Origin of the sequence: Pseudoduganella buxea, from assembly GCF_009720835.1 — a bacterium.
Lineage (GTDB): Bacteria > Pseudomonadota > Gammaproteobacteria > Burkholderiales > Burkholderiaceae_D > Rugamonas > Rugamonas buxea.
This window is the reverse complement of the sequence record NZ_WNKZ01000086.1, coordinates 1-26,269: the sequence shown is the minus strand read 5'-3', so window position 1 is coordinate 26,269 and position 26,269 is coordinate 1. Positions and strand designations below refer to the sequence as shown.

16 protein-coding genes and 1 pseudogene are annotated in these 26,269 nt (G+C 68.8%); 10 read left to right on the top strand and 7 right to left on the bottom strand.

The features are described 5' to 3' along the window. On the bottom strand, positions 1 to 735 hold a 735-nt coding region (locus GM672_RS22400), incomplete at its 3' end, for an MASE1 domain-containing protein (protein ID WP_211517410.1). A gap of 228 nt (positions 736 to 963) precedes the next feature. Between GM672_RS22400 and GM672_RS22395 the strand changes: the two genes are divergently transcribed. After that, a complete protein-coding gene (locus GM672_RS22395; RefSeq protein WP_229417876.1) occupies positions 964 to 1,821 on the top strand; it encodes a cyanophycinase in 858 nt (285 codons plus the stop codon). After that, on the top strand, positions 1,818 to 4,439 hold the full coding sequence (gene cphA, locus GM672_RS22390; RefSeq protein ID WP_155472747.1) for a cyanophycin synthetase: 2,622 nt from the start codon (positions 1,818 to 1,820) through the stop codon (positions 4,437 to 4,439). Before GM672_RS22395 ends, cphA begins: the two co-directional genes overlap by 4 nt. A 13-nt stretch (positions 4,440 to 4,452) precedes the next feature. Here cphA and GM672_RS22385 read toward each other — a convergent pair whose 3' ends face one another. After that, positions 4,453 to 5,109 (bottom strand): zinc ribbon domain-containing protein, encoded by a 657-nt coding sequence (locus GM672_RS22385; protein ID WP_155472746.1) that lies wholly within the window; start codon positions 5,107 to 5,109, stop codon positions 4,453 to 4,455. A gap of 156 nt (positions 5,110 to 5,265) precedes the next feature. Continuing rightward, complete coding sequence (locus GM672_RS22380) at positions 5,266 to 8,097, bottom strand: PAS domain-containing hybrid sensor histidine kinase/response regulator (RefSeq protein ID WP_155472745.1); 2,832 nt, start codon at positions 8,095 to 8,097, stop codon at positions 5,266 to 5,268. A 246-nt stretch (positions 8,098 to 8,343) separates the two neighbouring features. Between GM672_RS22380 and GM672_RS22375 the strand changes: the two genes are divergently transcribed. The 6 genes from GM672_RS22375 (at position 8,344) to GM672_RS22350 (ending at position 17,799) form a co-directional block, all read left to right on the top strand. Next, the gene (locus GM672_RS22375; protein ID WP_155472744.1) at positions 8,344 to 11,328 is read left to right on the top strand and encodes a TonB-dependent receptor; all 2,985 of its coding nucleotides are present in this window, start codon (positions 8,344 to 8,346) and stop codon (positions 11,326 to 11,328) included. 105 nt (positions 11,329 to 11,433) lie between these two features. Continuing rightward, on the top strand, positions 11,434 to 11,772 hold the full coding sequence (locus tag GM672_RS22370; RefSeq protein WP_155472743.1) for a hypothetical protein: 339 nt from the start codon (positions 11,434 to 11,436) through the stop codon (positions 11,770 to 11,772). 195 nt (positions 11,773 to 11,967) lie between these two features. Continuing rightward, positions 11,968 to 14,145 (top strand): TonB-dependent siderophore receptor, encoded by a 2,178-nt coding sequence (locus GM672_RS22365; RefSeq protein ID WP_155472742.1) that lies wholly within the window; start codon positions 11,968 to 11,970, stop codon positions 14,143 to 14,145. Positions 14,146 to 14,167: 22 nt separating this feature from the next. Continuing rightward, positions 14,168 to 14,932, top strand: coding sequence for an ABC transporter ATP-binding protein (locus GM672_RS22360; RefSeq protein WP_155472741.1), 765 nt, complete (start codon positions 14,168 to 14,170; stop codon positions 14,930 to 14,932). After that, entirely contained in the window at positions 14,929 to 16,410 is a 1,482-nt protein-coding gene (locus GM672_RS22355; RefSeq protein WP_155472740.1) for an ABC transporter permease, read from the top strand. The genes GM672_RS22360 and GM672_RS22355 overlap by 4 nt, the downstream gene beginning before the upstream one ends. Before the next feature lie 33 nt (positions 16,411 to 16,443). Then, a complete protein-coding gene (locus tag GM672_RS22350; RefSeq protein ID WP_155472739.1) occupies positions 16,444 to 17,799 on the top strand; it encodes a DUF3526 domain-containing protein in 1,356 nt (451 codons plus the stop codon). Positions 17,800 to 17,842: 43 nt separating this feature from the next. Here GM672_RS22350 and GM672_RS22345 read toward each other — a convergent pair whose 3' ends face one another. The 4 genes from GM672_RS22345 to GM672_RS22330 form a co-directional block, all read right to left on the bottom strand. After that, positions 17,843 to 17,995 (bottom strand): hypothetical protein, encoded by a 153-nt coding sequence (locus GM672_RS22345; RefSeq protein ID WP_155472738.1) that lies wholly within the window; start codon positions 17,993 to 17,995, stop codon positions 17,843 to 17,845. Positions 17,996 to 18,217: 222 nt separating this feature from the next. After that, positions 18,218 to 20,569: a chitinase C-terminal domain-containing protein gene (locus GM672_RS22340; RefSeq protein WP_308807459.1), complete on the bottom strand. Its 2,352-nt coding sequence runs from the start codon at positions 20,567 to 20,569 to the stop codon at positions 18,218 to 18,220. 27 nt (positions 20,570 to 20,596) lie between these two features. Beyond that, positions 20,597 to 21,634, bottom strand: coding sequence for a cupin-like domain-containing protein (locus GM672_RS22335; RefSeq protein ID WP_155472737.1), 1,038 nt, complete (start codon positions 21,632 to 21,634; stop codon positions 20,597 to 20,599). 52 nt (positions 21,635 to 21,686) lie between these two features. Continuing rightward, positions 21,687 to 23,330 carry a glycosyl hydrolase family 18 protein gene (locus GM672_RS22330; RefSeq protein ID WP_155472736.1) on the bottom strand — a complete coding sequence of 548 codons (1,644 nt, stop codon included), beginning with the start codon at positions 23,328 to 23,330 and terminating at the stop codon, positions 21,687 to 21,689. 389 nt (positions 23,331 to 23,719) lie between these two features. Between GM672_RS22330 and GM672_RS22325 the strand changes: the two genes are divergently transcribed. After that, a complete protein-coding gene (locus tag GM672_RS22325) occupies positions 23,720 to 25,852 on the top strand; it encodes a peptidase domain-containing ABC transporter (RefSeq protein ID WP_155472735.1) in 2,133 nt (710 codons plus the stop codon). After that, positions 25,849 to 26,269: pseudogene (locus GM672_RS22320) on the top strand (HlyD family type I secretion periplasmic adaptor subunit); the annotation flags it as partial. The gene GM672_RS22325 and the pseudogene GM672_RS22320, both read left to right, overlap by 4 nt.

Here is a 26,269-nt window from a genome sequence, read left to right as displayed (position 1 = left end):
GCCGGCCGCGCCCAGCCGCAGCGCGGCCCAGGCCACCGGCACCAGCAGCACGAACGGCGGGCCGTAGCGATCCGGTCCGCCCAGCCACTCCAGCTGGAACACGGCAACCGTCAGCGCCACTGTCGTCGCCAGCACGGCCAGGGCCTCGGCACCACGGCGCCGCAAGCGGCCCCGCTCGGCCGGATCAACCCACGCAGCCAGCAATGGCGTCACCAGCAGCATTGCCGTCACGTCGCCCAGCCACCAGACAAAGGCGACGGCGCCGCGCTCGGGCGGGGGCACCACGCCGGCGCCCGCCAGCACGACGGCGCCCGTCACGGCACTGACGACGGCGCAGGCGGCGACGATGGCCAGATAGCCGTGCACGATGGCGCCGCTGTCGCGCTTGACGGCGCGCGACAGCGCACGCACGCCCCGTTCGGCCAGCAGCAGCGCCAGTACATTGCCGGCTGTGATCACGGCGGCCGCGCCGGCCGTAACGGCAGTGAGCCCATGGCCCGTCTGCATCAGGTACAGATTGAATGCCAGGCTGCCCAGCGCGACGCCGGGCAGCAGCCAGCGGCCCCAATACAGGAGCACGGCCAGCGCGACCCCGGTGGGCAGCCAGATCGGGCTGCCGTTTCCGCGCGGGATGGACATGGCGACGCACAGGGCTGCGGCGGCCACGTAGGCCGCCATGCAGAGCAGGTTGCCGGCCGCGAGGGCGGCTGGCGCGGGAGTACTGTGGGTGCGCATGAGGAGGGCGGTCTCCCGGGTTGGCATTGCCGCATCATGCCTCAGTCGGGCCAATCGCGACGCAGCGGTCACGTCACGGCGCCAGCGCGTGAGGCCCGCTTGCAACAAGTACGGCGCACGTAGGCCGATGCTGACAGCAGAGCAGGCAGTGCGCCCATGGCAGCCGCGTGCGCCAGCCGGGATACTTCTTTACTAACAAAGTAAATAAAGTCTTTACCGGGGATACAATTGAATCACCGTTCCACCCATGGCAGCCTGCTGATCGTCGGCGGCACCGAGAAGAACGCGGAGAACGCGGACATTCTCGGCCGTTTCATCGAACTGGCCGGCGGCGCCGAGGCGCCCATTGCCGTCATCACAGCCGCCAGCAACATCGCCGACCAGGTGTGGGGCCACTACGAACAGGCGTTCAGGGCCCTGGGCGCGCGCCGCTGCGTGCCGGTGCACGTGCTCGCACGGGCCGATGCGAGCCTGCCGGCCGTACTGGAAGCGGTGGCCGGCGCCGCCGGCATCTTCATTGCCGGCGGCGACCAGAAGCGCCTTCTTGCCAGGATCGGCGGTACGCCGCTGCACGATGCCCTGCACGCGGCCGTGCAGCGGGGCGCCTGCCTGGCAGGCACCAGCGCTGGCGCGTCGGCCCTGGGCGTGCACATGGTGACGCACGGGCAGCCCGACTTCAATCCCGCCGTCGGCGCCGCCGGCATGGGCGCCGGACTGGGATTCGTCCCGCATTGCATCATCGACCAGCATTTCTCGCAGCGCCACCGCATCAACCGCCTGCTGTCATTGGTGGCCCGCAACCCGCAGCTGAGCGGCATCGGCATCGACGAGGACACGGCCCTGGTGGTCGGTCCCGGTGCCCGATTTGCCGTCATCGGTGCCGGCGCCGTCACGATCGTCGATGCCAGCGAGCTGCAATCGGACATCGTCGACACGGCGCCCGGCACCATCCCGTTGCTGCTGGGCGTGCGGCTTCACGTGATCCCGGCCGGTACCAGCTTCTCGTCCGCGCCCGATGCCGCGCGGCCCGTGCCGGCCCCCCTGAGAACCCTATTCCAACACCTTCTTGATACCGACCGACCATGAAAATCATCGAACAACGCGTCCTGCGCGGCCGTAACTACTACTGCGACCAACCCTGCCTGATGACGGTGCTGGATCTGCAGCAGCACGCCGCGCGACTGACGCACGAGCTGCCGGGTTTTGACGAGCGCCTGCTGGCGGCCCTGCCGTCGCTGGTCGAACACCGCTGCTCGGCGGGCAAGGACGTGGGCTTCGTGCAGGCACTGCGGGCCGGTACCAACCTGGCCCACGTCGTCGAACACGTCACGCTGGCCCTGCAGTGCGAAGCCGGCACTACTACAAGTTTCGGCCGCACCCGGCCCGGCGACGCACCGGGCCAGTACCGCGTGGTGACGTCGTATGCGACGGAACAGGTGGTCCAGGATGCGTTCGACACGGCCCTCGCGCTGGTGACGGCGCTGGCGGACGGGCAAGACTTCGACCTGGGCGCGGCCCTCGCGGCGCTGCGCGACACGGCCGAACGCCACGCCATCGGCACCAGCACGGGCGCCATCCTGCGCGCGGCGCGCCAGCGCGGCATTCCGTACGTGCGCCTGACGGAGCAGGCCAATATGTTCCTGCTGGGCTGGGGCACGCAGCAGAAGCGCCTGCAGGCGACCATCACGGGCGACACGGGCCATATCGCCGTCGAAATCGCCTGCGACAAGAACCTGACCAAGGCGCTGCTGCAGCAGGCCGGCGTGCCAGTGCCACGGGGGACGGCCGTGCGCGCTGTCGAGGAAGCCCAGCGCGCCGCGCGCCGGCTGGGGGGCCTGGTGACGGTCAAGCCGCTGGACGGCAACCATGGCCGGGGCGTGACGACCCGCTGCGGTACGCCCGAGGAAGTGGCGACCGCCTTCGCCCGCGCCCGCGAGCATGGCCGCACCATCATCGTCGAGCGCTTCATCGAGGGCGACGACTACCGCATCCTGGTGGCCGGCGGCCGCGTGGTGGCGGCGGCGCGGCGCCGTCCGCCGCAGGTGACGGGCGACGGCAGCAGCACGATCCGCCAGCTGGTCGAGATCGAGAACGCCAATCCCGCGCGCGGCGACGGCCACACCAATATCCTGACGAAGATACCGCTGGACGGCCTGACGGCAACGGCGCTGGCCGAACAGGGTCATACCTTCGACAGCGTACTGCCGGCCGGCGTGACGGCGCGCCTGCGCGGAAACGCCAACCTGTCCAGCGGCGGCACCGCCGAGGACGTGACGGACCTGCTGCCGGCGCTGACGCGTACCCTGTGCGTGCGCGCCGTGCAGAAGGTGGGCCTGGACGTGGCCGGCATCGACCTGGTGTGCCGCGACATCAGCGCGCCACTGGCCGACGGCAACGGTGCAGTCATCGAGATCAATGCCGCACCGGGCATCCGCATGCACGAATATCCCAGCGCCGGCACGCCGCGCGACGCCGGTGCCGCCATCGTCGAATCGATGTTCGGCGACAGCGACGGCCGCATTCCCGTCATCGCCGTCACGGGCACGAACGGCAAGACCACCACCACCCTGATGCTCGAGCACACAGCCCGCCAGGCAGGCCTGAACACGGGCTGCACCACGACGGAAGGCGTGTATATCGACGGCGCCATGGTGCAGCGGGGCGATTGCAGCGGCTACTGGTCGGCGCGCTCCGTGCTGACGGCACCGGAGGTGGAGTTCGCCGTGCTGGAAACGGCGCGGGGCGGCATCATGAAGCGGGGCCTGGGGTATGACACCTGCGACGTCGCCGTCGTGCTCAACGTCACGGCCGACCACCTGGGCATGGACGGTATCGACACGCTCGAGCAGCTGGCCGACGTCAAGGCCGTGGTGGCACGCTCGGCGCGCAAGGCCTGCGTGCTCAACGCGGAAGACCCGCTGTGCGTGCAGATGGCGTCAAGCCTGCCCGAAGGCGTCGAGGTAATCTACTTCGCCGTCGATGCGGACGCGCCCGTGCTGCTGCGGCACCTGGAGAACAAGGGCCGTGGCGCCTACCTGCAAGACGGGGCACTGATCCTGGCCGACGGCCAGGCGCGCCATCGCCTGCTGTGGGCCGAGGAGATGCCGGCCGCCGTGGAAGGCACGGCGCGCCACAATATCGCCAATGGCCTGGCCGCCGCCGCTGCGCTGATGGCCTGCCGCTTCGGCATGGGCGATATCGCCGACGGCCTGGCCTCGTTCGTCTGCGATGGCCATGGCAACCCGCTGCGTACGAATATCTATGATGTGCGCGGCATCAAGGTTATCGTCGACTATGCCCACAACCCGGCCGCCTACCAGGCCCTGGGCGAGATGGCGCGCTCGCTCACGCGCGGCCGCGCCCACGCGGTGGTGACGTCGCCGGGCGACCGCCGCGACGACACGCTGGCCGCCATCGGTGCCGCCTGCGCTGCCGCCTTCGACGAAGTGCTGGTGTATGAATGGCCTTGCGAGGACCGCGGCCGTGCGCGCGGCGAGCGCGCCGCCGTTATCGCGGCCAGTGCCGGCGCGGTGGCCAGCGTGGAACTCGATTGCGGCGAGGCGCTGCGCGCTTCGCTGGGCCGCTGCCAGCCGGGCGACGTGCTGCTGTTCGCCTGCGGCTCGTCGGCCGACGAACTGGTCGATGCGCTGCGCCCGAGCGACCCGGAAAGCGCCGAGCGGATCGCACAGGCGCTGATGGCGTAAGGGAGCGGGACGGTCAGCTTTGGCGCTGGCCGCACTCGGTGCAGAACTTCGTGCCCGGTTCCAGGCTCGTGGAACACCCGCGGCACTGGACCTGCTGGGCCATCTTGTAGCCGCATTCGGGGCAGAACTTGGCGCCGTGCGTCTCGCACCGGCACTGCGGGCAGACCAGCTGCATCTCCTGGCGCACGTCGTGCCGGTTGCCGCGCGAGCGGCCTTCGTCGTGCGCCGCCTCCGACGCGCTCTGCATCTCGCCCTGGGCCCGTGAACGGGTAATGGCCACCTTCACGTCCGGCGCGCAGTTGAAGCACAGGCCGTTTTCCGTGTCGAAGCAGGGGCCGCAGACATAGCTGTGGCAGGCGCCGCAGCGGTTGAAGTGGCGCTTGCCATCCGCCACCGCCTCCTTGAAGGCGTCGTCCCGGGCCGAGTGCCAGCCCGCTTCGGCCAAACCGTGCACCACCGAGCTGGCGCTGCCCAGCAGGCCGCCGAACAGGCTGGCGCCCTTGGAAATCCAGCCGGACGCCTGGCCGCTGCGGTAAGGCTTGAAGTTGGTGCGCCAGCGGTCGCTGCAGCGCTGGCAGTAAAACTCGAACTGGAAGCCGGCATCGACGCCGGAGGAATTGCTCAGGTCACTGTAATTGTTCGAGAATTTATAGGCTTGGTCGTCGGCCATGGCGTTCCTGCGCGGCGAGATGGACAAGCGACGAATTATAGCGAAATGACAACGCCGTGTCGCCGGCGGCAACGCAGGCGTTGCGCCCCGGCCGCACTGTCCCGGCGCCGATATTGCTCAAAAAATGGGGACAGACCCCATTTTTCGAGCAACTTTTTATGACCGGGCCAGCAGCGCGGCCAGCGCCGGCAGGTCGACCGGCTTGACGAAGTGGTGGTCGAAGCCGGCGCTTTTCGACAGCACGCGGTCGTGCGCCTGGCCGTAGCCCGTCAGCGCCAGGTACAGGGCCGGGCCGGCGCCGGGCAGTGCGCGCAGGCGCCGGGCCAGCTGGTAGCCGTCGATCTCCGGCAGGCCGATATCGAGGATGAAGACCTGCGGCCAGTCGCTGGCCGCGCTGGCCAGCGCTTCGGTGGGCGTGGCGGCGGTGCGGGCCTCGTGGCCCAGCGAGCGCAGCACCTCGGCCAGCGACTGGGCCGCGTCGAGATTGTCGTCCACCACCAGCACGGAACGGCTGGCGCCGGCCTGTGCGCCGCCGCCAATGGCGTGCGACTCGGGCGCGGCCGGCAACTGCGCGCCCGGCGCCAGCGGCAGCGTGACGATGAATGTGCTGCCCTGGTCGCGCCCCTTGCTGCAGGCCTGGACGTGGCCATGGTGCAGCTGCACCAGGCTGTGCACCAGGGCCAGGCCCAGTCCCAGGCCGCCCTGCGAGCGGTCCGGCGTGCGCTCGGCCTGCGTGAACAGCTCGAACACGTGCGGCAGCAGTTCCTGGCTGATGCCGATGCCGCTGTCGGTGATGGCGATGCGTACCTGGCCTTCCTCGACGCCGACGGCCAGGCCGATGCGCCCTCCCTGGGGCGTGTACTTGGCCGCGTTGTTGAGGATATTGGCGACGATCTGGACCAGTCGCGTGCGGTCGCCGATGACCCAGCCCGGCACTGGCTCCATGTGCAGGTCGAGCGCATGGCGGCGCGCCTCGATCAGCGGGCGGGCCTGCTCGACGGCGTTGGCCACCACCGACTTGATGTCGACCTGCTGACGATCCAGTTCGACCAGCCCGCGCGTGACGCGCGACACGTCCAGCAGATCGTCCACCAGGTCCGTCATGTGGCGTACCTGGCGTGTGATGACGGCGCTGGACTGGCGCACCCGGGCCGGGTCGGTCGCGGCCAGGGTCAACAGCTGGGCCGCGTTGCTGATCGGCGCCAGCGGATTGCGCAGCTCGTGCGCCAGCATTGCGAGGAATTCGTCCTTGCGCCGCGCCGCCGCCTTCAGTTCCTCTTCCGAAACCTTCTGGTCGTGCACGTCCGTCAGGGTGCCCATCCAGCGCGTGATGCGGCCGTCGTCGTCGCGCACGGGCAGGGCGCGGTTCAATACCCAGCGCTGCTGGCCGCCGTGGTGGGCCAGGCGGTGCTCGACTTCGAAGGCGCTGCCGTCGGCCAGGCTGCGGCGCCACGCCGCGTCGATGCCGGGCAGGTCGTCGGGGTGGACGTAGGGGCGCCAGCCGTCGCCGGCCAGCTGCTCGATGGGCACGCCCGTGAAGGACTGCCAGCGGCTGTTCATGTAGTCATTGACGCCGTCGGCATTGGCCGACCACACCATCTGCGGGATCACGTTGGCGATGGTGCGGAACTTGCGCTCGCTCTCCTGCAAGGCCTTTTCCGCCGTCACCTGGGCCGAGATGTCCATGTTCGCGCCGACGGCGCCGATGACGATCCCGTGTTCGTTGCGGATGGCGGCGGCGCGGATCAGGATGGTCTTGCGTACGCCGGGCTGGCCGAAGGGCTCGATCTCGACGATGGCGCCGGCCGTGGCCTCGCCGCGCAGCACGCGCGCCATCGGCCACTCATCAAAGCCCAGGCGCTGGCCGGCTCCGGGCCCGCCCGGTGGCCACCAGCCCTGCCAAGCGGCGTAGTCGTCGATGCCCGCGGTGGGCAGGTGCTCGCCCCAGATGGCGCGGTTGCTGGCGTTGGCGATCAGCAGGCGCCCGCTGGTGTCGACATACACGATGCCCACCGGCGCGGCGTCGAGCAGCACGTCGAGCCGGCGGCTGTTTTCCTCGGCCCGGCCGGAAGCGGCCACCGCGATGCGCTCGCTCTCGATGCGGGCCCGCTCCGCATCCTTGCGGGCCGAGATGTCGACGGCCACGCCGGCGAAGCGGCGCCGCCCCGTGACGGGATCGGCGAACACCTTGCCGCGCGCATTGACCCAGGCGTCAAGGCCGGACAGCTGCGGGATGCGGTATTCGATGTCGTACAGCGTCTCGTGGCGGATGGCCGTGTCGATGGCGTCGAGCACGCGGGCGCGGTCGTCGTCGTGGATCATCGACGTGAAGCGATCGAGCTCCGTGCCTGCACTGGCCTGGGCGGCATCGACCTGGAACAGGCGGGCGAAGCGCTCGTCGACGAAGGTGGCGCCCGTCTCCAGATCCACCGACCAGGTGCCGATATTGCCGGAGGCCTCCAGCGACAGCGCCAGCCTTTCCTCGGCCTGCTTGTGGCGCTCCAGCGCGCGCACCTTCTCGGTATCCTCGACCACCATGCAGATCAGGCCCAGCACCTTGCCCCCTTCGTCGCGCACGGGGCTGTATGAAAACGTGAACCATGCCTGCTCCGGGTAGCCGTGGCGCTCCAGCGTGACGGGAAAGCTCTCGAAGAAGAACGATTCGCCGGCCAGCGCGCCGCGCACGATGGGGCCGATGGTGTCCCACACTTCGGGCCAGACCTGGGGCAAGGACCGCCCCAGCGCGTCGCCCACGCGGTCACCCAGCACGGGCTGGTAGGCGTCGTTGAAGAACAGGTAAAGGTCCTCGCTCCAGGCCAGGAACATGGGGAAGGAGGAGCCCAGCACGATGCCCAGCGCCGTGCGCAGGGACGGCGACCAGCCGGCCGTGGGGCCCAGCGGATGGCCGACCCAGTCGAAGGCGGCGGTACGGGCCCCCAGGATGCCGCCGTTGTTCAGGAATGCTTGTTCGTCTTGGGTGGTGGGCACAGGAGGTCCGTTGGTGGTATCCCGGCATTTTACTGAACAATAGCAATTTCCGTCGTCCCCGTCCGCCGAAGCGGACGTGGCAAAAGCACCACGTATTGGCGGGAACGGCGCGCGAACGGCCCGCAAACGGGCTTGCAATGCTCAAGTGCTTGAGTAATTGCGGGACGGCACGCCCGGCCGAAACAACACGTCCTAAGATCGGAGCGCTCGGGAGACGAGCATCCATACGACCGATCGAGGATAAGAATGAATCATCAAAAACACAGCAGGACGGGCCGGCCAACGGCCATCGCGCTGGCGGTGGCCGCACTGGCGACGCACGGCATGGCGGCAGCGCAGCAGGGTGCGGGGGCAGCCGCCCCGGCCGCGCAGGACGCCAGCGTCGTCGTCGTGACGGGCTTTCGCGCAAGCCTGAACAGCGCGCTGAACACGAAGAAGAACTCGGACGGCATCGTCGACGTCATCAAGGCCGAGGACATCGCCAAGTTCCCCGACGCGAACCTGGCCGAGTCGCTGCAGCGGGTGCCCGGCGTGGCGCTGGCGCGCGGCGACGGCGGCGAGGGCAAGCAGATCACGGTACGGGGCCTGAACGCGGGCTTCACGCGCGTGCGCATCAACGGCATCGAAGGCGTCGCTGCCACGGGTTCCTCCGACATCAACGGCAGTACCAACCGTTCGCGCGGCTTCGACTTCAGCGTGTTCGCCTCCGAATTGTTCAACAGCCTGGAAGTGCGCAAGACCTCCGAGGCATCGGTGGAGGAGGGCTCGCTGGGCGCCACCGTGGACCTGCGCACGGCGCGCCCGTTCGACTTCAAGGGCCGCACCGTCAGCCTGGGTGCGCAGGCCTCGCACAATACGCTGACCGAGAAAACCCAGCCGCGCCTGACGGGATTGCTGTCGGACCGCTGGGACACCCGCTACGGCAAGTTTGGCGCACTGATCTCCGGCGCCTACGCCAAGCGGCGCGCGATGGAGGAGGGCTACGAAGGCGTCGAACTGCTGTCGGCCAGCGCCGACGGCGGCTTCTGCGCGCCGCTGGGCGCGTCGCAGAACCCGGCCAGCAGCGCCGTCAAGGGTATCGACGCCGCCAACTGCGGCTTCGGCGTGCCGCGCAGCGGCAGCCTGGCGGCCTGGAACGACGTGATGGGCCGGCTGGATGACTACGGCGGCACCGTGGCCGCGCCGCCGGGCGGCTCGGGCGCCTACCACCCACGCATCCCCCGCTACCGCCGCTCGCAGACGGACTACGAACGCACCGGGTTGACGGGGGCCTTGCAGTGGCGCCCCAGCCCGGCCACGGACGTCAACCTCGATCTGATGTACGGCAAATTCGAGAACCGCCGCTACGACAACTACATCTCGGCCATCTCCTTCGGCCGGACGCTGGCCCAGGCCAACGGCAAGCCGCAGACGTCGATCGTCGACGCCCACTTCGACGAGAACGGCAGCTGGGATTACGGCAAGTTCAACGGCGTGGACATCCGCACGGAAGGCCTGCTGGACGTCTACACGACCACATTCAAGCAGCACGTGCTGTCGGGCAGCCACAAGTTCACCGACCGTCTGAAAGTGAACTTCCTGCATGGCACGTCGGACTCGGAGCTGGATGAACCGATGCGCGCCACCGTGCAGTTCGATGCGCCCAACGTGAACGGCTTCTCCTTCGACTTCCGCGACAACCGCAACGTGCCGACCCTGAACTTCGGCATCGACGTGTCGGACCCGAACAATTTCACGTTCGCGCCGCAGGAAGCGGACGGCACCCTGCACGGCCAGTTCGTGGGGCGCTACCTTAACACCCGCAACAAGCTGAAAACGACGGAAATCAACGGCAGTTGGGAAATCGACGACCACCTGACGGCCAGGCTGGGCGTCTCGAAGCGCACCAACACGTGGACCAACTTCGAAATCGGCTCGGGCGGCAACGGCCTGGCCCTGCCGGCCGGGGTAAGCCTGGCCAGCCTGACGCGCCAGATCACGGGCTTCGGATCAGGCCTCGGCGGCAGCGGCGTGCCGACCTCCTGGACGGCCGTCGACCTGGACAAGCTGCGCGCCGTGTACGACATCGAATGCCACTGCGCGGCCGTGCCGGGCTCGCAGTACAACGTGCTGGGCCAGGCCAACCGGGCCGTCGAGGAAAAGATCGACGCGCTGTACGGCATGGTCGACTTCAACTACGAACTGGCCGGCATTACGTGGCGCGGCAATGTGGGCGTGCGCGGCGCAGAGACGAAGGCCACGTCGACGGCGCTGATCAACGCCAACGGCGTGCTGGTGCCGAACGTCGTCACGAAAAAATACCGCGACTGGCTGCCGGCGCTGAACCTGACGGCGCAGCTGCCGCGCGACGTCTTCCTGCGCTTCTCGGCAGGCAAGACGCTGTCGCGGCCCGAGTACGTCGACCTGGCGCCGTCGGCCACGGTGGCACCGTTCGCCCAGAGCGTCTCGATCGGCAACGCGGAGCTCGACCCGATCCGCGCCCGCACCTACGACCTGCAGGCCGAGTGGTATTACGACCGCAATGCGATGGTGTCGGTGGGCGTGTTCCGCAAGGAGATCGATTCGTTCATCCAGACCGTGTCGGACCGCGCCGTGTACTCGTCGCTGGGCCTGCCCGACGCCCTGTTGCTGGGCGGCGGCTGCTCGCTGACGGGCGGCACGCCGGGGTGTCCGACCCTGCCGTCGACGACGGTGGTGGTCAGCCGCAAGGTCAATACGCCGGGCGGCCCGCTCAACGGCCTGGAGTTCAACCTGCAAGCGCCGTTCAATTTCCTGCCGGGGCAATGGAGCAACTTCGGCCTGTTGGCGAACTACACCTACGTCAAGTCGAAGATCACCTACATCACGCGGGTGGACAATCCCGTAACGAGCACCAACGAGCAGCTGACCGTGACGGACAACTTCACGGGCCTGTCGCCGCGCGCGGCCAACCTGACCCTGTATTACGAGGACCCGAAGTTCAGCGCGCGCGTGTCGGCCGCGCACCGTTCCAGCTACCTGCTGGCCGTGCTGGGCGATGTGCAGGGGCATGACAACACGACGGTCGATCCATCGACGAATATCGACTTCTCCATCTCGTACAACCTGACGCCGCAACTGCGCCTGAGCTTCGAAGGGCAGAACCTGACGGACGAAGCGCTGCGTTACGGCCGCGACAGCGCCCGCAACGACACCCTGCTGTACGTGCACTCCGGGCGGTCCTTCGTGCTGGGGCTGAACTACAAGTTCTGATCCCCGACCCCGGCTGTCCTCCCGGGATGCCTTGCCATCGCAAGGCCCCCGATGCTATATTGGCACGCGCTCCGCACGTCGCGGGGCGCGCCGATCACCGGAACCATGCACGTCACCACCGAACAATCCACCACCAACAGTCGCTCGCTGCCCCGCTCATTGCGGATGCTGGCGTGGCTGTGCGTGGCCGTGTTCGCGTTGGGCATGCTGCTGTCGTCCGTGCACCATCACGACCTGGGCGACACAAAGACCGATTGCGTCAGCTGCCATGCGGCCGGCAACCTGCTGGCCGACGTGCCGCCCATGAACGCCGTGCTGATGGACGTGCTCCTGGCCGTGGCCTATGTGCTGGCGCGCCAGGGCACCTATGTCTGCGTCCGCCGGCCTTCGTACCTGATTCCGGCGCGCCAGGCGCCACCCGCCGCTTCCTCTTCTTCCTTCTGATTCCGGCCTGCCTGCGCCCATCGTGGCGCGGGTGCGCTCGCCCGTGACGGCTCGCTGAACGAATTCGGCGTCCGGCACCGGCGCGCGCCGTCGCGGCCGGGTGTTTGCTGTTCCCGCGGAGGCATCGACTGCCGCGGCCGCGCCTCGCCATGGGCGCGGCATGCGCCGGCGTGCGTCCGCACCTGTGAAATCACGATGAAACTGAACCAGACCTCCCCTGGTCGCGCCCCCGGCGTGGCCGCGCTTCTCGTCGCCACCTTGCTGCTCGCTTTCGGCGCCGCCCAGGCGGCCGAACCGGACGTTGCGTCTCCTGACACCGCCGGCACGGCGGCCGTCACCAACCTTGTCGAAGTCGTCGGCCGCCGTGCCGGCGGCGCCTATCACGCCGGCGAGGCCGCCGGCACGAAGACGGAAATGAGCCTGCGCGAATTGCCCCAGGCCGTGCGCGTGATGTCGCGCCAGTCGCTCGACGACCTGGGCGCCACCCGGCTGGACGATGCCCTCGACTACGTCGGCGGCGTCTCGCGCCAGAACAACTTCGGCGGCATGTGGGACAACATCGCCATCCGCGGCCTGGCGGGCGATTCGAACAACGGCATGGCCCTGCTGCAGAACGGCTTTGCCGGCAACCGGGGCTACAACGGCCCCCGTGACACGGCCAATATCGAGCGCATCGAATTCCTGAAGGGACCCGCCGCCGCCCTGTACGGCGCCAGCGAACCGGGCGGGACGCTCAATATCGTCACGAAGAGCCCCCAGTGGCGCGCCGCCCACGCGCTGGAAGCCTACCTCGGCAGCGACGATCTGTATCGCAGCACGCTCGATGCGACCGGCCCGCTGGCGCAGAACGTGGCCTATCGCGTCAACGTGGCGCTGGAAAAGCGGGGCAGCATGCGCGATTACGTCGACACACGCCGCACGCTGCTGGCGCCCGCGTTGACGTGGAAGCTGGACGACGGCACCCGCGTCGACTACCGGGGTGAAGTGCAGCGCCACCGCGGCGCCATGGACCGGGGCGTGGCGGCGGTGGCAGGGCGCCTGGGCGTGATGCCGCGCAGCCGCTTCCTGGGCGAACCGGGCGACGGCGACTTGACGGTGGAAAACAGCACGCACCAGTTGATGGTGGACCATCCCTTGAACGCCGAATGGCGCCTGCGCGCCGGCCTGGCGTGGAAGGAAGGGTCGATCCTGGGCTACGCAACCGAGGCGGCGGCCACGGTGCAGCAGGACGGACGCACCCTGCGCCGCCAGCGGCGCTTCCGGGACTACACCTCCCATGATGGCGCCGGGCAGCTCGAGCTGGCAGGCCAGTTCGCCACGGGGACCGTGCGCCACGACCTGCTGCTGGGCGTGTCCGGCTACCGCTTCCGTTCGGACCAGCTGATGCTGCGCGTGCAGCCGACCAATGCCGCGCCGTACGCGATCGACATCCTCGCGCCCGTCTATGGTCAGCCGCTGCCGGCCGTGTTGCCCAGCACCGACACCATCGAGCGCCAGCGCGACCGCGCCCTGTACCTGCAGGATGCCCTGCACCTGGGGGCCCGGTGGCGCCTGCTGCTGGGCATGCGTTTCGACAGCTACGACCAGGTACTGCACAACCTGCGCACCGGCAGCCGCACCGACCAGTCGCCGGACAGCCGCTCGCCTCGCGCCGGCCTGTCCTACCTCGCCACGCCCCGCTGGACCCTGTATGCGAATACGGGCCGTTCGTTCCGCCCCAACACGGGCACCACGGCCGCCGGCGCGGCGCTGACGCCCGAGCAGGGCCGCGCCGTGGAAGCGGGCACGAAGTGGGAAAGCGCGGACGGCCGGGCTGGCGCCACGCTGGCCTTCTACGACATCCGCAAGCGCGACGTCGTCACGGGCGACCCGGCCAATCCCGGCTATTCGATACTGGCCGGCGCCGTGCGCAGCCGCGGTTTCGACGGCGACTTCACGGGCCAGCTCGACCGCCACTGGCGCGCCAACGGCAGCCTGTCCTTCATCGATGCGCGCGTCACCCGCGACAACACGCTGGCCGTCGGCGCGGGCCTCGTCAACGTGCCGCGCCTGAACGGTAGCCTGCTGCTGATGTACGAAGGGGCGGCCTCGCTGGGCACGTATGGCGCAGGCGGCGGCGTCACCTACAGCGCGCGCCGGCCCGGCGACGCCCGCACGCAGGCCCAGGCGGCGGCAGGCGTGCCCGTGTTCGAGCTGCCGGCCTATACGACGGCACGCCTGTCGGGCTGGTGGCGGGCCTCGCCGGCGCTGCGCGTGTCGCTCGACGTCGACAACGTTTTCGATCGCACCTTCTACACCAGCTCCTACCAGTCGACGTGGGTCGCGCCCGGCGCGCGGCGCTCGGTCGTGCTGGGCCTGCAAACGACATTCTGAATACGAACCCACGGAGAACATCATGACGACATTGGACAAAAATATCAGCGCCATCGAGGTCAGCGACGCCACGGTGCGCTACAAGGCGGCGGCCGTGCTGCAGGGCCTTAGCCTGCGCGTGCGGCGCGGCGAGATCTACGCCCTGTTGGGCGGCAACGGCGCCGGCAAGTCGACCACGATCAACGCGCTGCTGGGCTTCGTGCCCCTGGAGGCGGGGCGGGTACGGGTATGCGGCATCGACGTCGCCGCCGATCCGCTGGCGGCACGCGCCGCGCTGGCCTACGTGCCGGAAAACGTGGCGCTGTACGAGCACCTGACGGCGCTGGAAAACCTGGCGTACTTCCTGCGCCTGGCCGACGGCACGTTCGATCCGGCGCGCGACGGCGACCGCATCGAGATGGCGTTGACGACGGTGGGCCTGGCGCCGGATGCCTGGCGCCGCCGCCTGGGCGGCTACTCGAAAGGCATGCGCCAGAAGGTCGCCATCGCGCTGGCGCTGGCCCGCGCCGTGCCGGTGCTGCTGCTGGACGAACCCACCACGGGACTGGACCCGCAGGCTACCAGCGAATTCAACGCCATGCTGCAGGCCCTGCGGGCCCAGCACGTGACGATCCTGATGGTCACGCACGACCTGCTGGGCGCGGCCGAAGTGGCCGACCGCATCGGCTTCCTCGACGGCGGACGCATCGTGCAGGAACTGGAAGCTGCGCGCGCGTCCGACGGCGCCGCCCGCTTCGACGTGCAGGCCCTGTTCGACCGCTATGCCGGCGCGCGGAGGGCGGCATGAGCGGCGTCGCGACACTGCATCAGGGCCAGGCCGGACACCGTGCCCGGCCGGGCTTCCTGCACGCCGCGTGGACCGTCTGCCGCGAAGAGTGGCGGGCCTTGCGGCGCAGCGCCGTCGCCGTGACGGCCGCCGCGCTGCTGCTGGCCCTGACGGTGGCCGCCACCCTTGTCAGCTACGAGCAGATGCGCGTGGTGAACGCCGAGCGCGCCCACCTGCAGCAGGAGTCGGACACGCAGTGGAACGCCCAGCCGGACCGCCACCCGCACCGCGTGGTCCACTATGGCCATTACATCTTCCGGCCATTGAGCCCGCTGGCCTTCTTCGATTTCGGCGTCGACCCGTACACGGGCCACACCCTGTACCTGGAAGGGCACCGGCAGAACAGCGCCAACTTCAGCGACGCGGGCCAGTCGTCCGTGCTGCTGCGCTTCGGCCAGCTGACGCCGGCGTTCGTCGTGCAGACCCTGACGCCGCTGGTGATCGCCTTCCTGGCCTTCGGCAGCGTGGCGCGCGAGCGCGAGCGGGGGCAACTGCGCCTGCTGCTGTCGCAGGGCCTGCCCGGCGGTGCCCTGTTGGCCGGCAAGCTGGCCAGCCATGGCACCGTGGCGCTGTTGCTGGCCGCGCCCGCGCTGGCGGCATTGGCGCTGATCGGCGCCTACGATGCCTCCGTGCGCGCGCATGCTGCCTGGATGGCGACGGGCTACGCCGCCTATGTGCTGGTGTGGGCCTTTGCCGCCGTGCTGGTTTCGGCGGCCACGCCGCGCGCCCGCGATGCGCTGCTGGCCCTGGTGGGCTGCTGGATCGTCACCGTCATCCTGCTGCCGCGCGTGATGCCGGACGTGGCGGCCTTTCATGTGCCGCGTCCGACCCGCATCGAGACGGACGTGACGATCCACAAGGAGCTGGCGGCGTACGGCGACAGCCACAACCCGGACGATCCCCACTACGCCGAATTCCGCCGCAAGGTGCTGGCCAAATACGGGGTCGAACGCATCGAGGACCTGCCCGTCAACTACAAGGGCCTCGTCATCGAGGAAGGCGAGCGCCTGACGAGCGAACTGTTCGTGCGCCATATGCATGCGGAGTTCGCGCGGCAGGAGGCCCAGGCAGGCATCGTCGGCTTGGCGCAGATGGCCAGCCCCGTGCTGGCGCTGCGGCGCCTGTCGAACGCGCTGGCCGGTACCGACCGGGCCAGCCACGAGCGCTTCCTGCTCGAAGGCGAGGCCTACCGCTACCGCATGATCCAGGCGCTGAATCGCCTGCACGCCACGCAGGTGAGCTACGCCAACGACAAGCAGACCCGCATCAGCGCGTCGTTCTGGCGCGAGTTGCCCCGCTTCGAGCACGTGCCCCTGTCACTGTCCACCATCGCCGAGCGCCACGTGCGCCCGGCCCTGGCCGTGTTCGCGGCCTGGGTGGCGCTGCTGGTGGGCGCGGCCTGGTGGCTCGCGCGCCGGCTGGAAAAGAGCGCGCGGTGAGCCGTCATCACAAGAGCACAACGAGAGGAACCCATGAATACCCTGATGCTTGAACTGCGCCTGGCGCTGCATTCGCGGCTGGCGGCCGGTGCGCTGGTGCTGCTGCTGGCCCTGTCCTTGCTGTCCGTCTGGAGCGGGCTGTCGGCCACGGCCAGCCAGCGCGCGGCGCTGGAGCGCATTGCCGCCGTCCAGCGCGACGACGTCGCCGCCGTGGCGAAGAACTACCGGAAGGGCGGCGAGGCCGGACTGGCCGGCTACTACACGCCGCACCTGACGGACAATCCGCCGGCGCCGCTGGCCTTTGCCGCCTTCGGCCAGCGCGACGTGCAGCCGTATTCGCTGCGGGTACGCCTGCTCGGGCTGCAGGCGCAGCTGTACGAATCGGAGTCCGTCAATCCCGAACTGGCCGCTGCCGGGCGCTTCGACTTCGCCTTCGTGCTGGTCTACCTGGCGCCCTTGTTCGTCATCGCGCTGATGCACGACCTGGTGTCGGGCGAGCGGGAAGCGGGGCGGCTGCGGCTGATCGCCTCGCTGCCCACGCCGGGCGCGCGGCTGTGGTGGCGCCGCATCCGCCTGCGCTTCGCGCTGGTGCTGGCGGCGTTGCTGCTGCCGTTCGGCCTTGGTGCCGCCACCGCCGGCGCCCCGGTAACGGCCGCGCTCCTGGTGGCGGGCGTGGCGGCCCTGTACCTGGCGTTCTGGTTCGGCGTGTCGGCCTTTGTTGCGGCCACCGTGCGCGCGTCGAGCACCGGCGCGGCCGTGCTGCTGGCCGTGTTCGTCGTGCTGACCCTGGTGCTGCCGACCCTGGTCAATGGCGTCATCGGCCGGGCCGTGCCCGTGTCGAAAGGGGCGGAATTGTCGCTGGTGCAGCGCCAGGCCGTGCACAGCGCGTGGGACCAGCCGAAGCAGCAGACCATGGAACGCTTCTTCCGCACCCATCCGGAATGGCGCCGCACGCCGCCGGCGACGGAGGCCTTCCAGTGGAAATGGTATTACGCGATGCACCAGGCCGGCGACGACGCCGTGGCGGAGGAAGTGCGCGAGTACCGCGAGGCGATGATGGCTCGCGAGGCATGGACGGAGCACAGCGCGTGGCTGCTGCCGTCCGTCGGCGTGCAGGTGCTGCTGCACCGCCTGGCCGACACGGACCTGCAGGCGCAGCTGGCGTACCACGACCGCATCGCCGCCTTCCATGCGCGGCTGCGCAGGTTCTACTACCCGTATGTGTTCAACGACCGCCCGTTCGGGCCGGCCGATTTCGCCATCCTGCCGGTGTGGCAGCGGGGCGGCGACGGTGGCAGCGTTGCCACGGCCAGCCTCCTGGCACTGGGCGTGCTGGGCCTGGCCGGATTGTGGCTGGGGGCGGGGCGCCTGCGCAGGGCAGGGGCCTGATCGAAGGGGGAATGCGGGGCGGCGCTGGCCGTCCCGGTCTGACTCAGGCCGGCGGGAAGCGGCCGTCGACGTAGTTGGCGCCCCATGTCTCGAACAGGCGGCGCAGGCGCGCCTTCAGCACGGGCACGAAACGCTTGTAGGCGTCGGCGATGACGATGGCGGGAGCGTCGGCGACGCGGAAGGGTGTGGCGGACATGACGAATTCTCTCAATGGTTTTCTGGCGATGTTGAGAGCTTACGCCGGCGAGAGTTATGCGTCCAATGACGAGTTTCGATGTCCGGTATAAAGATGCTGAATAACTTATGCAAGCCGTTGATTATTGTTGCATGGCAATAAACGATAGCGGCCTGGCAGTGCGAACGGACATCACCGCCGGTGATGTCCGTGATTCACGGGCCGCTGCCAGGCCGTCCCTGCTTACTTCAACGCCACCGGCAGGTCCGGATATTCATCGGCCAGCGCGTACTTCACGCCGTTGACGGTGATGGTGTAGGCCGATGGACCCGAAATCGGCAGCTGGTAGTTCAACGTCAATGCCACCGAGGCGCCCGGGGCCAGCGACTGCCAGGCCGGTATCGTGAATTTCGCCCGGTTGAAGTTGGCCTTGAAGCCGCCGATATTGTTCGGCCCCGTGTAGCCGGACTTGATGGTCGTCAGTCCGTAACCCGACTGGTCGCTCATCGTGGCCGGCGTCGAGACGGGGTAGTCGAACTCCACCACCGAGCCGCCCGGGATCGTGACCGTGCTGCGGTTCGTCACCGTCATCACGGGGTTGATCGGGTAGTTGCTGTCGCCCAGCTTCCAGCCACCCAGTTCGATGGTGACGTTGGCGCTGCTGGCCGGCAGGGCCGTTTCGCTGCGCACGGCGCCGTAGGGCGTGGCCGCCTTGAAGGCCGTGGCGATATTGCTCGTCAGGGTGTAGCCGATGAAGTACTCGCCCTTGCCGCCGTTCTTTGCCGCGTCCCATGCATAGTCGCCGGCCAGCTCCCAGATCATGATGCCGCCGATGCCGTTGTCGATCACGTACTGCGTCTTGGCGGCGATGGACTGCGCCGTTTCCGTCGACAGGAAGACCTTGCGGGTGGCGTTCCACAGCCACGGCGCGGCCAGGGTGCTGCTGTAGTGCGCCGCGTAGGTGCCCGTCAGGGTTTTCTCCGTGGTGCCGTAGGCGTCCAGGTAGTCCGGCACGATGGCGTTCTGCAGGTTCAGCGCGTGCCACAGGGGATTGCCGCCGCCCGGTACGGGCTTGCCGTTCACGTCCAGGTCGTGCCACACATTGTCGATGCCGACGGCGCCCGTGCCGCAGGTCTTGACGCCGGCGCAGGCGACGGTGTCGTTGACGGTGGGACTGGTGCCCCACAGGCCGTTGGTGCCGCCCGTGACGTCCTTCCAGCCCCGCGTGTAGTAAGGCACGCCGATATTGATGCGGCCCGCCTGCAGCGCGCCCCGGTAGTAGCGGTAGGCCCAGTCCACGTTCAGGTAGCCGATGCCGCCGTACTGGTAGGCGTTGCCGGCCTTCAGTTCGGCGTCGTTGCCGTCGTCGAACAGGGCTGCGTTGGGACCGACATACTGGTTCCAGCCGCCGTGCAGGTCATACGACATCAGGCTGGCGTAATCGAGGTACTTCAGGCCCGACAGGTTTTCCTCGCCGCGCAGGATCCAGCCGGAGGCCGAGCCGGCGATCGTCAGCAGGTAGTACCTGTTGTCCGCCACGGCTGCCGTGTCGAGCTTGTGGCGCACCACCTTCAGCAGCTCGTTATAGCTTTTCATCAGCCCGGCCAGGCGCGGCTTCGACACGCCGAAGTCGAGCGGATTGCCCGCCTCGTTGTTCGTGGTGGGGTGCTCGTAGTCGATGTCGATACCGTCGAAGAACGGGTACTGGTGCAGGAAGGCCACCATCGAATCGGCCAGGGTGTTGATGCCGGCCGTGTTGATGCTGCCGTCGGCGTTCGTGGTGGCCGTGTAGAAGCCGCCGCTGCCGGCCCAGCCGCCCACGGACAGCATCACCTTGACGGCCGGGTACTTCTTCTTGTACTGGGCCAGCAGGTTGAAGTGGCCCTTGTACGGCAGCGCGGGGTCCATCGCGGCGGCCGGGTTGTTCGGCCACGTCAGGCCCGTGTCCGGGTTGTTCGCGCCCGTGCCGATCTGCACCTTGTTGGCGTCCACGGTAGCGAAGGCGTAGTTGATGTGGGTGACCTTGTCCCATGGGATGTTGTTGACCAGATAGGACGGGGCGCCGTTGGTGCCCGTGCGCCAGCTGGTGAAGTAGCCGACGATGCGGCGCTTCATGCCGTTGGCCAGCTTCTCGCGGCCGGCGGCATCGTAGACGCCGCAATAGGGCACGTTCGGCACGGGCGAGACCAGGCCGTCCGGGCGGCACGGCACGTTCGGTACCGGGGTTGGCGTCGGTGTTGGCGTCGGGGTGGGCGTCGGGGTTGGCGTCGGAGTAGGGGTCGGCGTCGGCGTAGGGGTGGGTGTCGGCGTCGGCGTCGGCGTCACGTCCTGTACCTGCCACGGGCCCCACTGTTCGGCGCCCGGCACATTGTTCTGGGTCCACCACTTGGCCGTGTACGTCTTGCCCTGGTAGGTGACGCAGTTGCCCTGGGTGTAGGTGGCGCCGGCGCTCCATTCGGGGCAGTCGGCCGCCACGGTGGCGCCGCCCATCAGCTTGGCCGCCTGGGGCGACGCTTCGCCGCCCGTGCCGCCGCCGCAGGCCGCCACCGCGCTGCCCACCAGGGCCAGCATCAGCAGATTCGTTTTCATCGTCATGCTTGTCTCCATCCTTGAAAACTCGTGTTAGAAATCGTGGTTGTTCGGGTAACTGCTGTAGAAATCGTTATCCCAGCGGAAGTGCGTGGCCGAGACAGTCAGCGAGATGTCCAGCGCTTCGACGAAATGCCACCAGCCCACGGGCAGGAACAGGATCTCGCCCGGCGCCAGCTCGCAGTCGAGCACCGGCACGCCCGCCATGGCGGGAAAGCGTTCGATGTCGATGGCGCGCCCGTCCACCGGCGTGAAGCAGTGCCGCGTGTTGTACAGCTGCGGCGTATGGCAGGGCGCGATCAGCCGCACGCGCTTTCGCCCGATGAGCTGCATCATGAAATTGTTGGTCAGGTCATGGTGGAAGGGCGTCACCGTGCCGGCGGGTCCCAGCCAGAAGAAGCCCTTGCGCTCGTCCGTCAGGTAGTGGGGCAGCCGCGGCATCTCGTCCCACAGTTCGTCCAGCGCGGCGCGGTTGCAGCCGTCGTTATTGGCCGTCATGTAGAAGTCGTTGCTGCGCGCGGCCGCGCGCACCTGGGCCACGTAGTGGCCGAACGGCATGCGGGCCTTGTGGGCGATGCTGTTCATCTCGTAGTCCGGGTCGGCCGCGCGGCCCTGCTGTACTTCCACTTCGCGGGTGGCGAAGCGTTCGCCCAAATCCGCCAGGGTCCAGGCCCGGGCCGGGCAGTCCTCCAGCATGCCCGTGATGATGACGGGCCGGTTCGTCAGGTAGTGCTCGCGCAGGAAGGTGTCGCCGTCCAGCCGCGCGCGGCGTTCGATGGCCGGCCTCAAGGCCGGCGGCGCGATGCGATCGAGCCTGGCCTGGATGCCCAGCAGCCAGTCGCGCTTGGCCAGCCGGTTGTGCAGGCGCAGCACGCCGTGCAGGTAGGGGCTGGCCAGCGCGGCGGCGATTTCGTCGCGGGCCACCTGGGCCGGCACGCCGGAGCGGCGCAGGATGCCGTCCAGGGTGTCCGGGTGGCTGCCCAGGATCAGGTTTTCGGCGATCCAGCGGCGCCATTCGTCGCCGATGCCGATGCTTGTCACCGTGGCTTGCACGGCCGTGCGGCGTTTCATGGAGGGCTCCTGGAAGTAAAAAGGCGCCGGCGGGAGGCCGGCGCCGGGTCGGTCAGCGGCCCTGCCAGACGGCGCTGGTCAGCGCGCCGTTGGCGTCGCCGTCCAGCTCCCAGGAGAAGGCGCCGCGCAGGCCCTGGTCGCGCACGTACTGCATCTTGGTGGCGATCACGGTCGGATCGTCATAGCTCCACCATTCGCCGCCCGTGGTGTACAGGAACAGCTGCTTGGTCTGCGGGTGGTACCAGCGCTGGCCGGCCTTGTTGACGAGGACCTTGTAGTCGTCGATGCCGGCCTCGTAGGCGCCGGCCGCCGGTCCCGTCGCCGCCTGGTACAGGCCATTGCCGTTCGGTCCCGCCGACACGCCTTTCCAGCCTCGCCCATAGAACGGCACGCCCAGCAGGATCTTGTTCTTCGGCATACCGGCCGCCACCAGCGCCGTGATGGCGTCGTTGGCGTTGTACTTGGCGACATTGCCCGTGGACGGATCGGCCGGATCGCGGAACAGGGGCGCATGGAAGTTGGTGGTGGTTTCCCAGCCGCCGTGGAAGTCATAGGTCATCACGTTGACCCAGTCCATGTACGGCCCATACTTGGCCGGTTCCGTGTTGGCGATCTTGTCGGCACCGGCGCCGATGGCGGCCGTCAGTGCATAGCGCTTGCCGTCGGCGGCGCCCTGGGCGTCCAGCTGGGCGCGGAACTCGGCCATCAGCAAGGTGAAGTTCTGCTTGTCCGCAGGGTCCACCGTGTTGTACGCCATGCCGCCGCCGCCCGGGTATTCCCAGTCGATGTCGATGCCGTCGAAGACGCCCTTGGCCGAGCCTGGGCCGCCCCGTCCGTCCTGCACCGGCAGGTCGCCGGCGATGAACATCTTGATGCACGACCTGGCCAGCTGCTTCCTCAGCGCGTCCGTCTTGGCGGCGGCCGAGAAGTACTTCGACCAGCTCCAGCCGCCCAGCGAGATGAACACCTTCAGGTTCGGATGCTGCTGCTTCAACAGCTTCAATTGCAGGAAGTTGCCCGACAGGGGAGCGTTCCACGGCACGGCCTGGCCGTTGACGGTGCGGGCCGGCGAGCGCTGGTAGTCGGCGTAGGCGTCGCCGCCGGTGCCGTCGCCCGATTCGGCGCGCGTGACCATGTCGCACTCGTAGCCGCCGTTCTTCTGGTAGACGTTGCCGAAGGCGTAGTTGATGAAGGTGAGCTGGTCGGCCACGCTGGTCTGTACGCCATTGACGGGCGTCTTCGTCGTGTGGATGTCGGCGACCTCGTAGGCGCGGCCGTACACGCCCCACTGGGCGAAGTAGGAGCCGATCTCGCGGCCGTTCGGGGTCGGCGTCGGCGTCGGAGTAGGCGTCGGTGTCGGTGTCGGTGTCGGTGTCGGTGTCGGTGTTGGTGTCGGAGTGGGCGTGGGCGTCGGCGTGGTGGCCTGGACTTGCCATGGGCCCCACTGCTCGGCGCCGGGCACGTTATTCTGCGTCCACCACTTGGCCGTGTAGGTCGTGCCGTTGTAGGTCACGCACATGCCCTGCGTGTAGACGGCGCTGGCGCTCCACGCGGGACAGTCCTCGGCCACCACGGCCGCGCCCAGCGTCTTCGCCGCCTGCGGGGTGGTGCCGCCATCGCCGCCACCGCCACAGGCGGCCAGCATGGTACCGATCAAGCCGGCTGCCAGGGTGCTTCTCGTTATTGCACGTTCCATCGTACTCCTCCATCGTCAGTGGTCGCGGGTGCGGCTGTCCCGGCCAGAATGTGCCCGCCCAAAGTGGTAGTCAAGTGGTTTTAGAAAATGCGGACCAATAAAGACCAGTTGCAATTCAGAACGCCCACTTTCGCGGTACTCGGCGTGCCGGTGCGGCGCAGCGGTAACGCCGCGCGCCTGGCAAAGCTGCAAATCCTGGTGATGTCTCAAATGAGACGTTTTGTTATATCGTTAGTACCAATTTACATACTGCTGGAAGTGGTATGTGACCGGACCATGACGTGGCGGACCGTTGTTTCTGCGCGCAGCGGGCAGAACATTGATGATTTGCAATATTGCCTTGGGGAATATGCGGCACCATCGACAGCTGCCCCGACCCCTCGACCGCCATGACAGCCCACCTCGAACAGCAAGTCTTCTTCTGGACCCTGCAAAGCCTGTGCACGATGTTCGCGCGGCCCTACGATCCCGGCCTGGCGCGCCAGCAGTGCGCCGCGCCGTACACGCCTGCGTCGCTGGCTCAGGCCTGCCGCGCGCTCGGTTTCGATGTCCGGCCGTGCCGCGTGGCGGCCGGCGCGCTGCGGCGCGAGGCGGCCTTTCCCGTGCTGGCGTTGTGCACCGACGAGGCGACGGGAACCTGCATGCCGCTGCTGGTCTTCCAGGCCGACGGCGAGCGCCTCGTGGTGGCCGGACCCGGGGATGGCGCGCCCCGCACCGTCGAGCTAAATGCCTTCGCCGCTGCGTACACGGGCCAGGCGATGCGCATCGCCCCCGCGCACGAAGCGCCGGCGGACGCCGACGACGCCGCGCAGGCATTGGGCCGGCGCCGTTTCGGCTTCGCCTGGTTCGTGCCCGAGCTGCGGCGCCACCGCCGGCTGTGGCAGGAGATCGTGCTCGCGTCGCTGGTGATCCAGCTGATCGCCCTGGCCAGTCCCCTGTTCACGCAGGCCATCATCGACAAGGTCGTGGTGCACCGCACCGGCAGCACGCTCGTCGTCGTCCTCCTGGGCATGGCCATCTTCATCCTGTTCGGCGCTGCGCTGACGTGGCTGCGCCAGTACCTGGTGCTGCATACGGGGAACCGGGTCGACGCCGTGCTGGGCGCGGCCGTGTTCGAGCGGCTGTTCAAGCTGCCGCCGCGCTATTTCCAGCACCGGCCCACGGGCGTCATCTCGGCGCGCCTGCAATGCGCCGAGACGATCCGCGAGTTCATCGCCGGCGCCGCCGTCACGGTGCTGCTGGACCTGCCGTTCCTGCTGGTGTTCGCCGCCATCATGCTGTACTACAGCGTGCCATTGACCTTGCTCGTGCTGGCCGTGCTGGGGGTCATTGCCGCCGCCAGCATGCTGGTGGCGCCCGTGTTCCAGCGCCGCCTGCAGGAGCAGTTCCAGCTGGGCGCGCGCAACCAGGCCTTCGTGACGGAATACGTGGCCGGCCTGGAGACGGTCAAGTCGCTGCAGCTGGAACCCCAGCTGAACGCGCGCTACGGCGCCTACCTGGCCAGCTACCTGACGGCCGGTTTCAGCGCCCGGCAGCTGGCCAATACATACAACACCTTCGCCGGCCTGGCCGAGCAGCTGATGGCGCTGCTGGTGCTGGGCGTGGGTGCCTGGACCGTCATGTACGACACGGGCTTCACCATCGGCATGCTGGTGGCCTTCCAGATGTTCGCCGGGCGCCTGTCGCAACCGATGCTGCGCCTGGCCGGCCTGTGGCAGCAGTTCCAGCAGGCCCGCCTGGCCGTGGCCCGCCTGGGCGACGTGATGAACGCGCCCGTCGAGCCATATACGATGCGCCCCAGCAGGGCGCCGGGGCCGGGCGGCGCCATCCGCATCGAGAACCTGGCCTTCCGCTACGGCGAGCATGGCGCGCCCCTGTACGAGAACCTGTCGCTGGCGGTGGCTCCCGGCCAGACGGTGGCCATCATCGGCCCCTCCGGCTGCGGCAAGAGCACGCTGGCGCGGCTGCTGCTGGGCTTCTACCAGCCCAGCGCCGGGCGCATCGTCGTCGACGGCGTCGATATCGCCCACCTGTCGGCCAACGAACTGCGCGCCCACTTCGGCGTCGTGCCGCAGGAGACAGTGCTGTTCTCCGGCACGATCTGGGACAACCTGCGCATGGCCAGCCCGGACGCCACGTTCGAGCAGGTGGTGGCCGCCTGCCGCATGGCCGAGGTGCACGACGTCATCGAGGCGCTGCCGGAGGGGTACCACAGCGAGATCGGCGAACGGGGGGCAGGGCTGTCCGGCGGCCAGAAACAGCGCATCGCCATTGCCCGCGCCCTGCTCAAGCGTCCCGGCATCCTCGTGTTCGACGAAGCCACCAGCGCCCTCGACGGGCCGACCGCCGAGCTGTTCGCCCACACCATCAATGCCCTGAGGGGGAAAGTGACGATGCTGTTCATTACCCATGGACTGCCGCGCGGCCTGAAGGTCGACAGCGTGTTTCGCCTGGGGCCGCACGGGGCCCAGTCGCTGGCCGAAGCGCCGGCCCCGGCGGCCGCGCGGGCCGAGAGGTCATGATGCCGCCGAGCCGCGGCATAGCGCCTGCCGCCACGGCGCCGCTACCTCATCGCTGGCACGATCCGCTGCGCCTGATCCGCGATGAGGCGCCCGCCAGTATCGGCCGCATCGTGCTGTGGAGCGTGTGCGCGCTGGCCGCGATCATGCTGGCCTGGGCCGCCTTTGGCCAGCTCGACATCGTCGCCACGGCCGAGGGGCGGCTGGTGCCGCAAACGCTGGTGAAGGTGGTGCAGCCGGCCGAAGCGGGTGTGCTGCGCGAACTGCTGGTGGCCGAAGGCGAGACAGTCGCGGCCGGGCAGGTGCTGGCGCGGCTCGACGCGACCGTGGCCCAGGCCGAGCGGCGCGCCATTGCCGGCGAGCTGGCCGCGAACGACCTGCATGCACGCCGCATCGGCGCGGCGCTGGACGGCGTGGCCA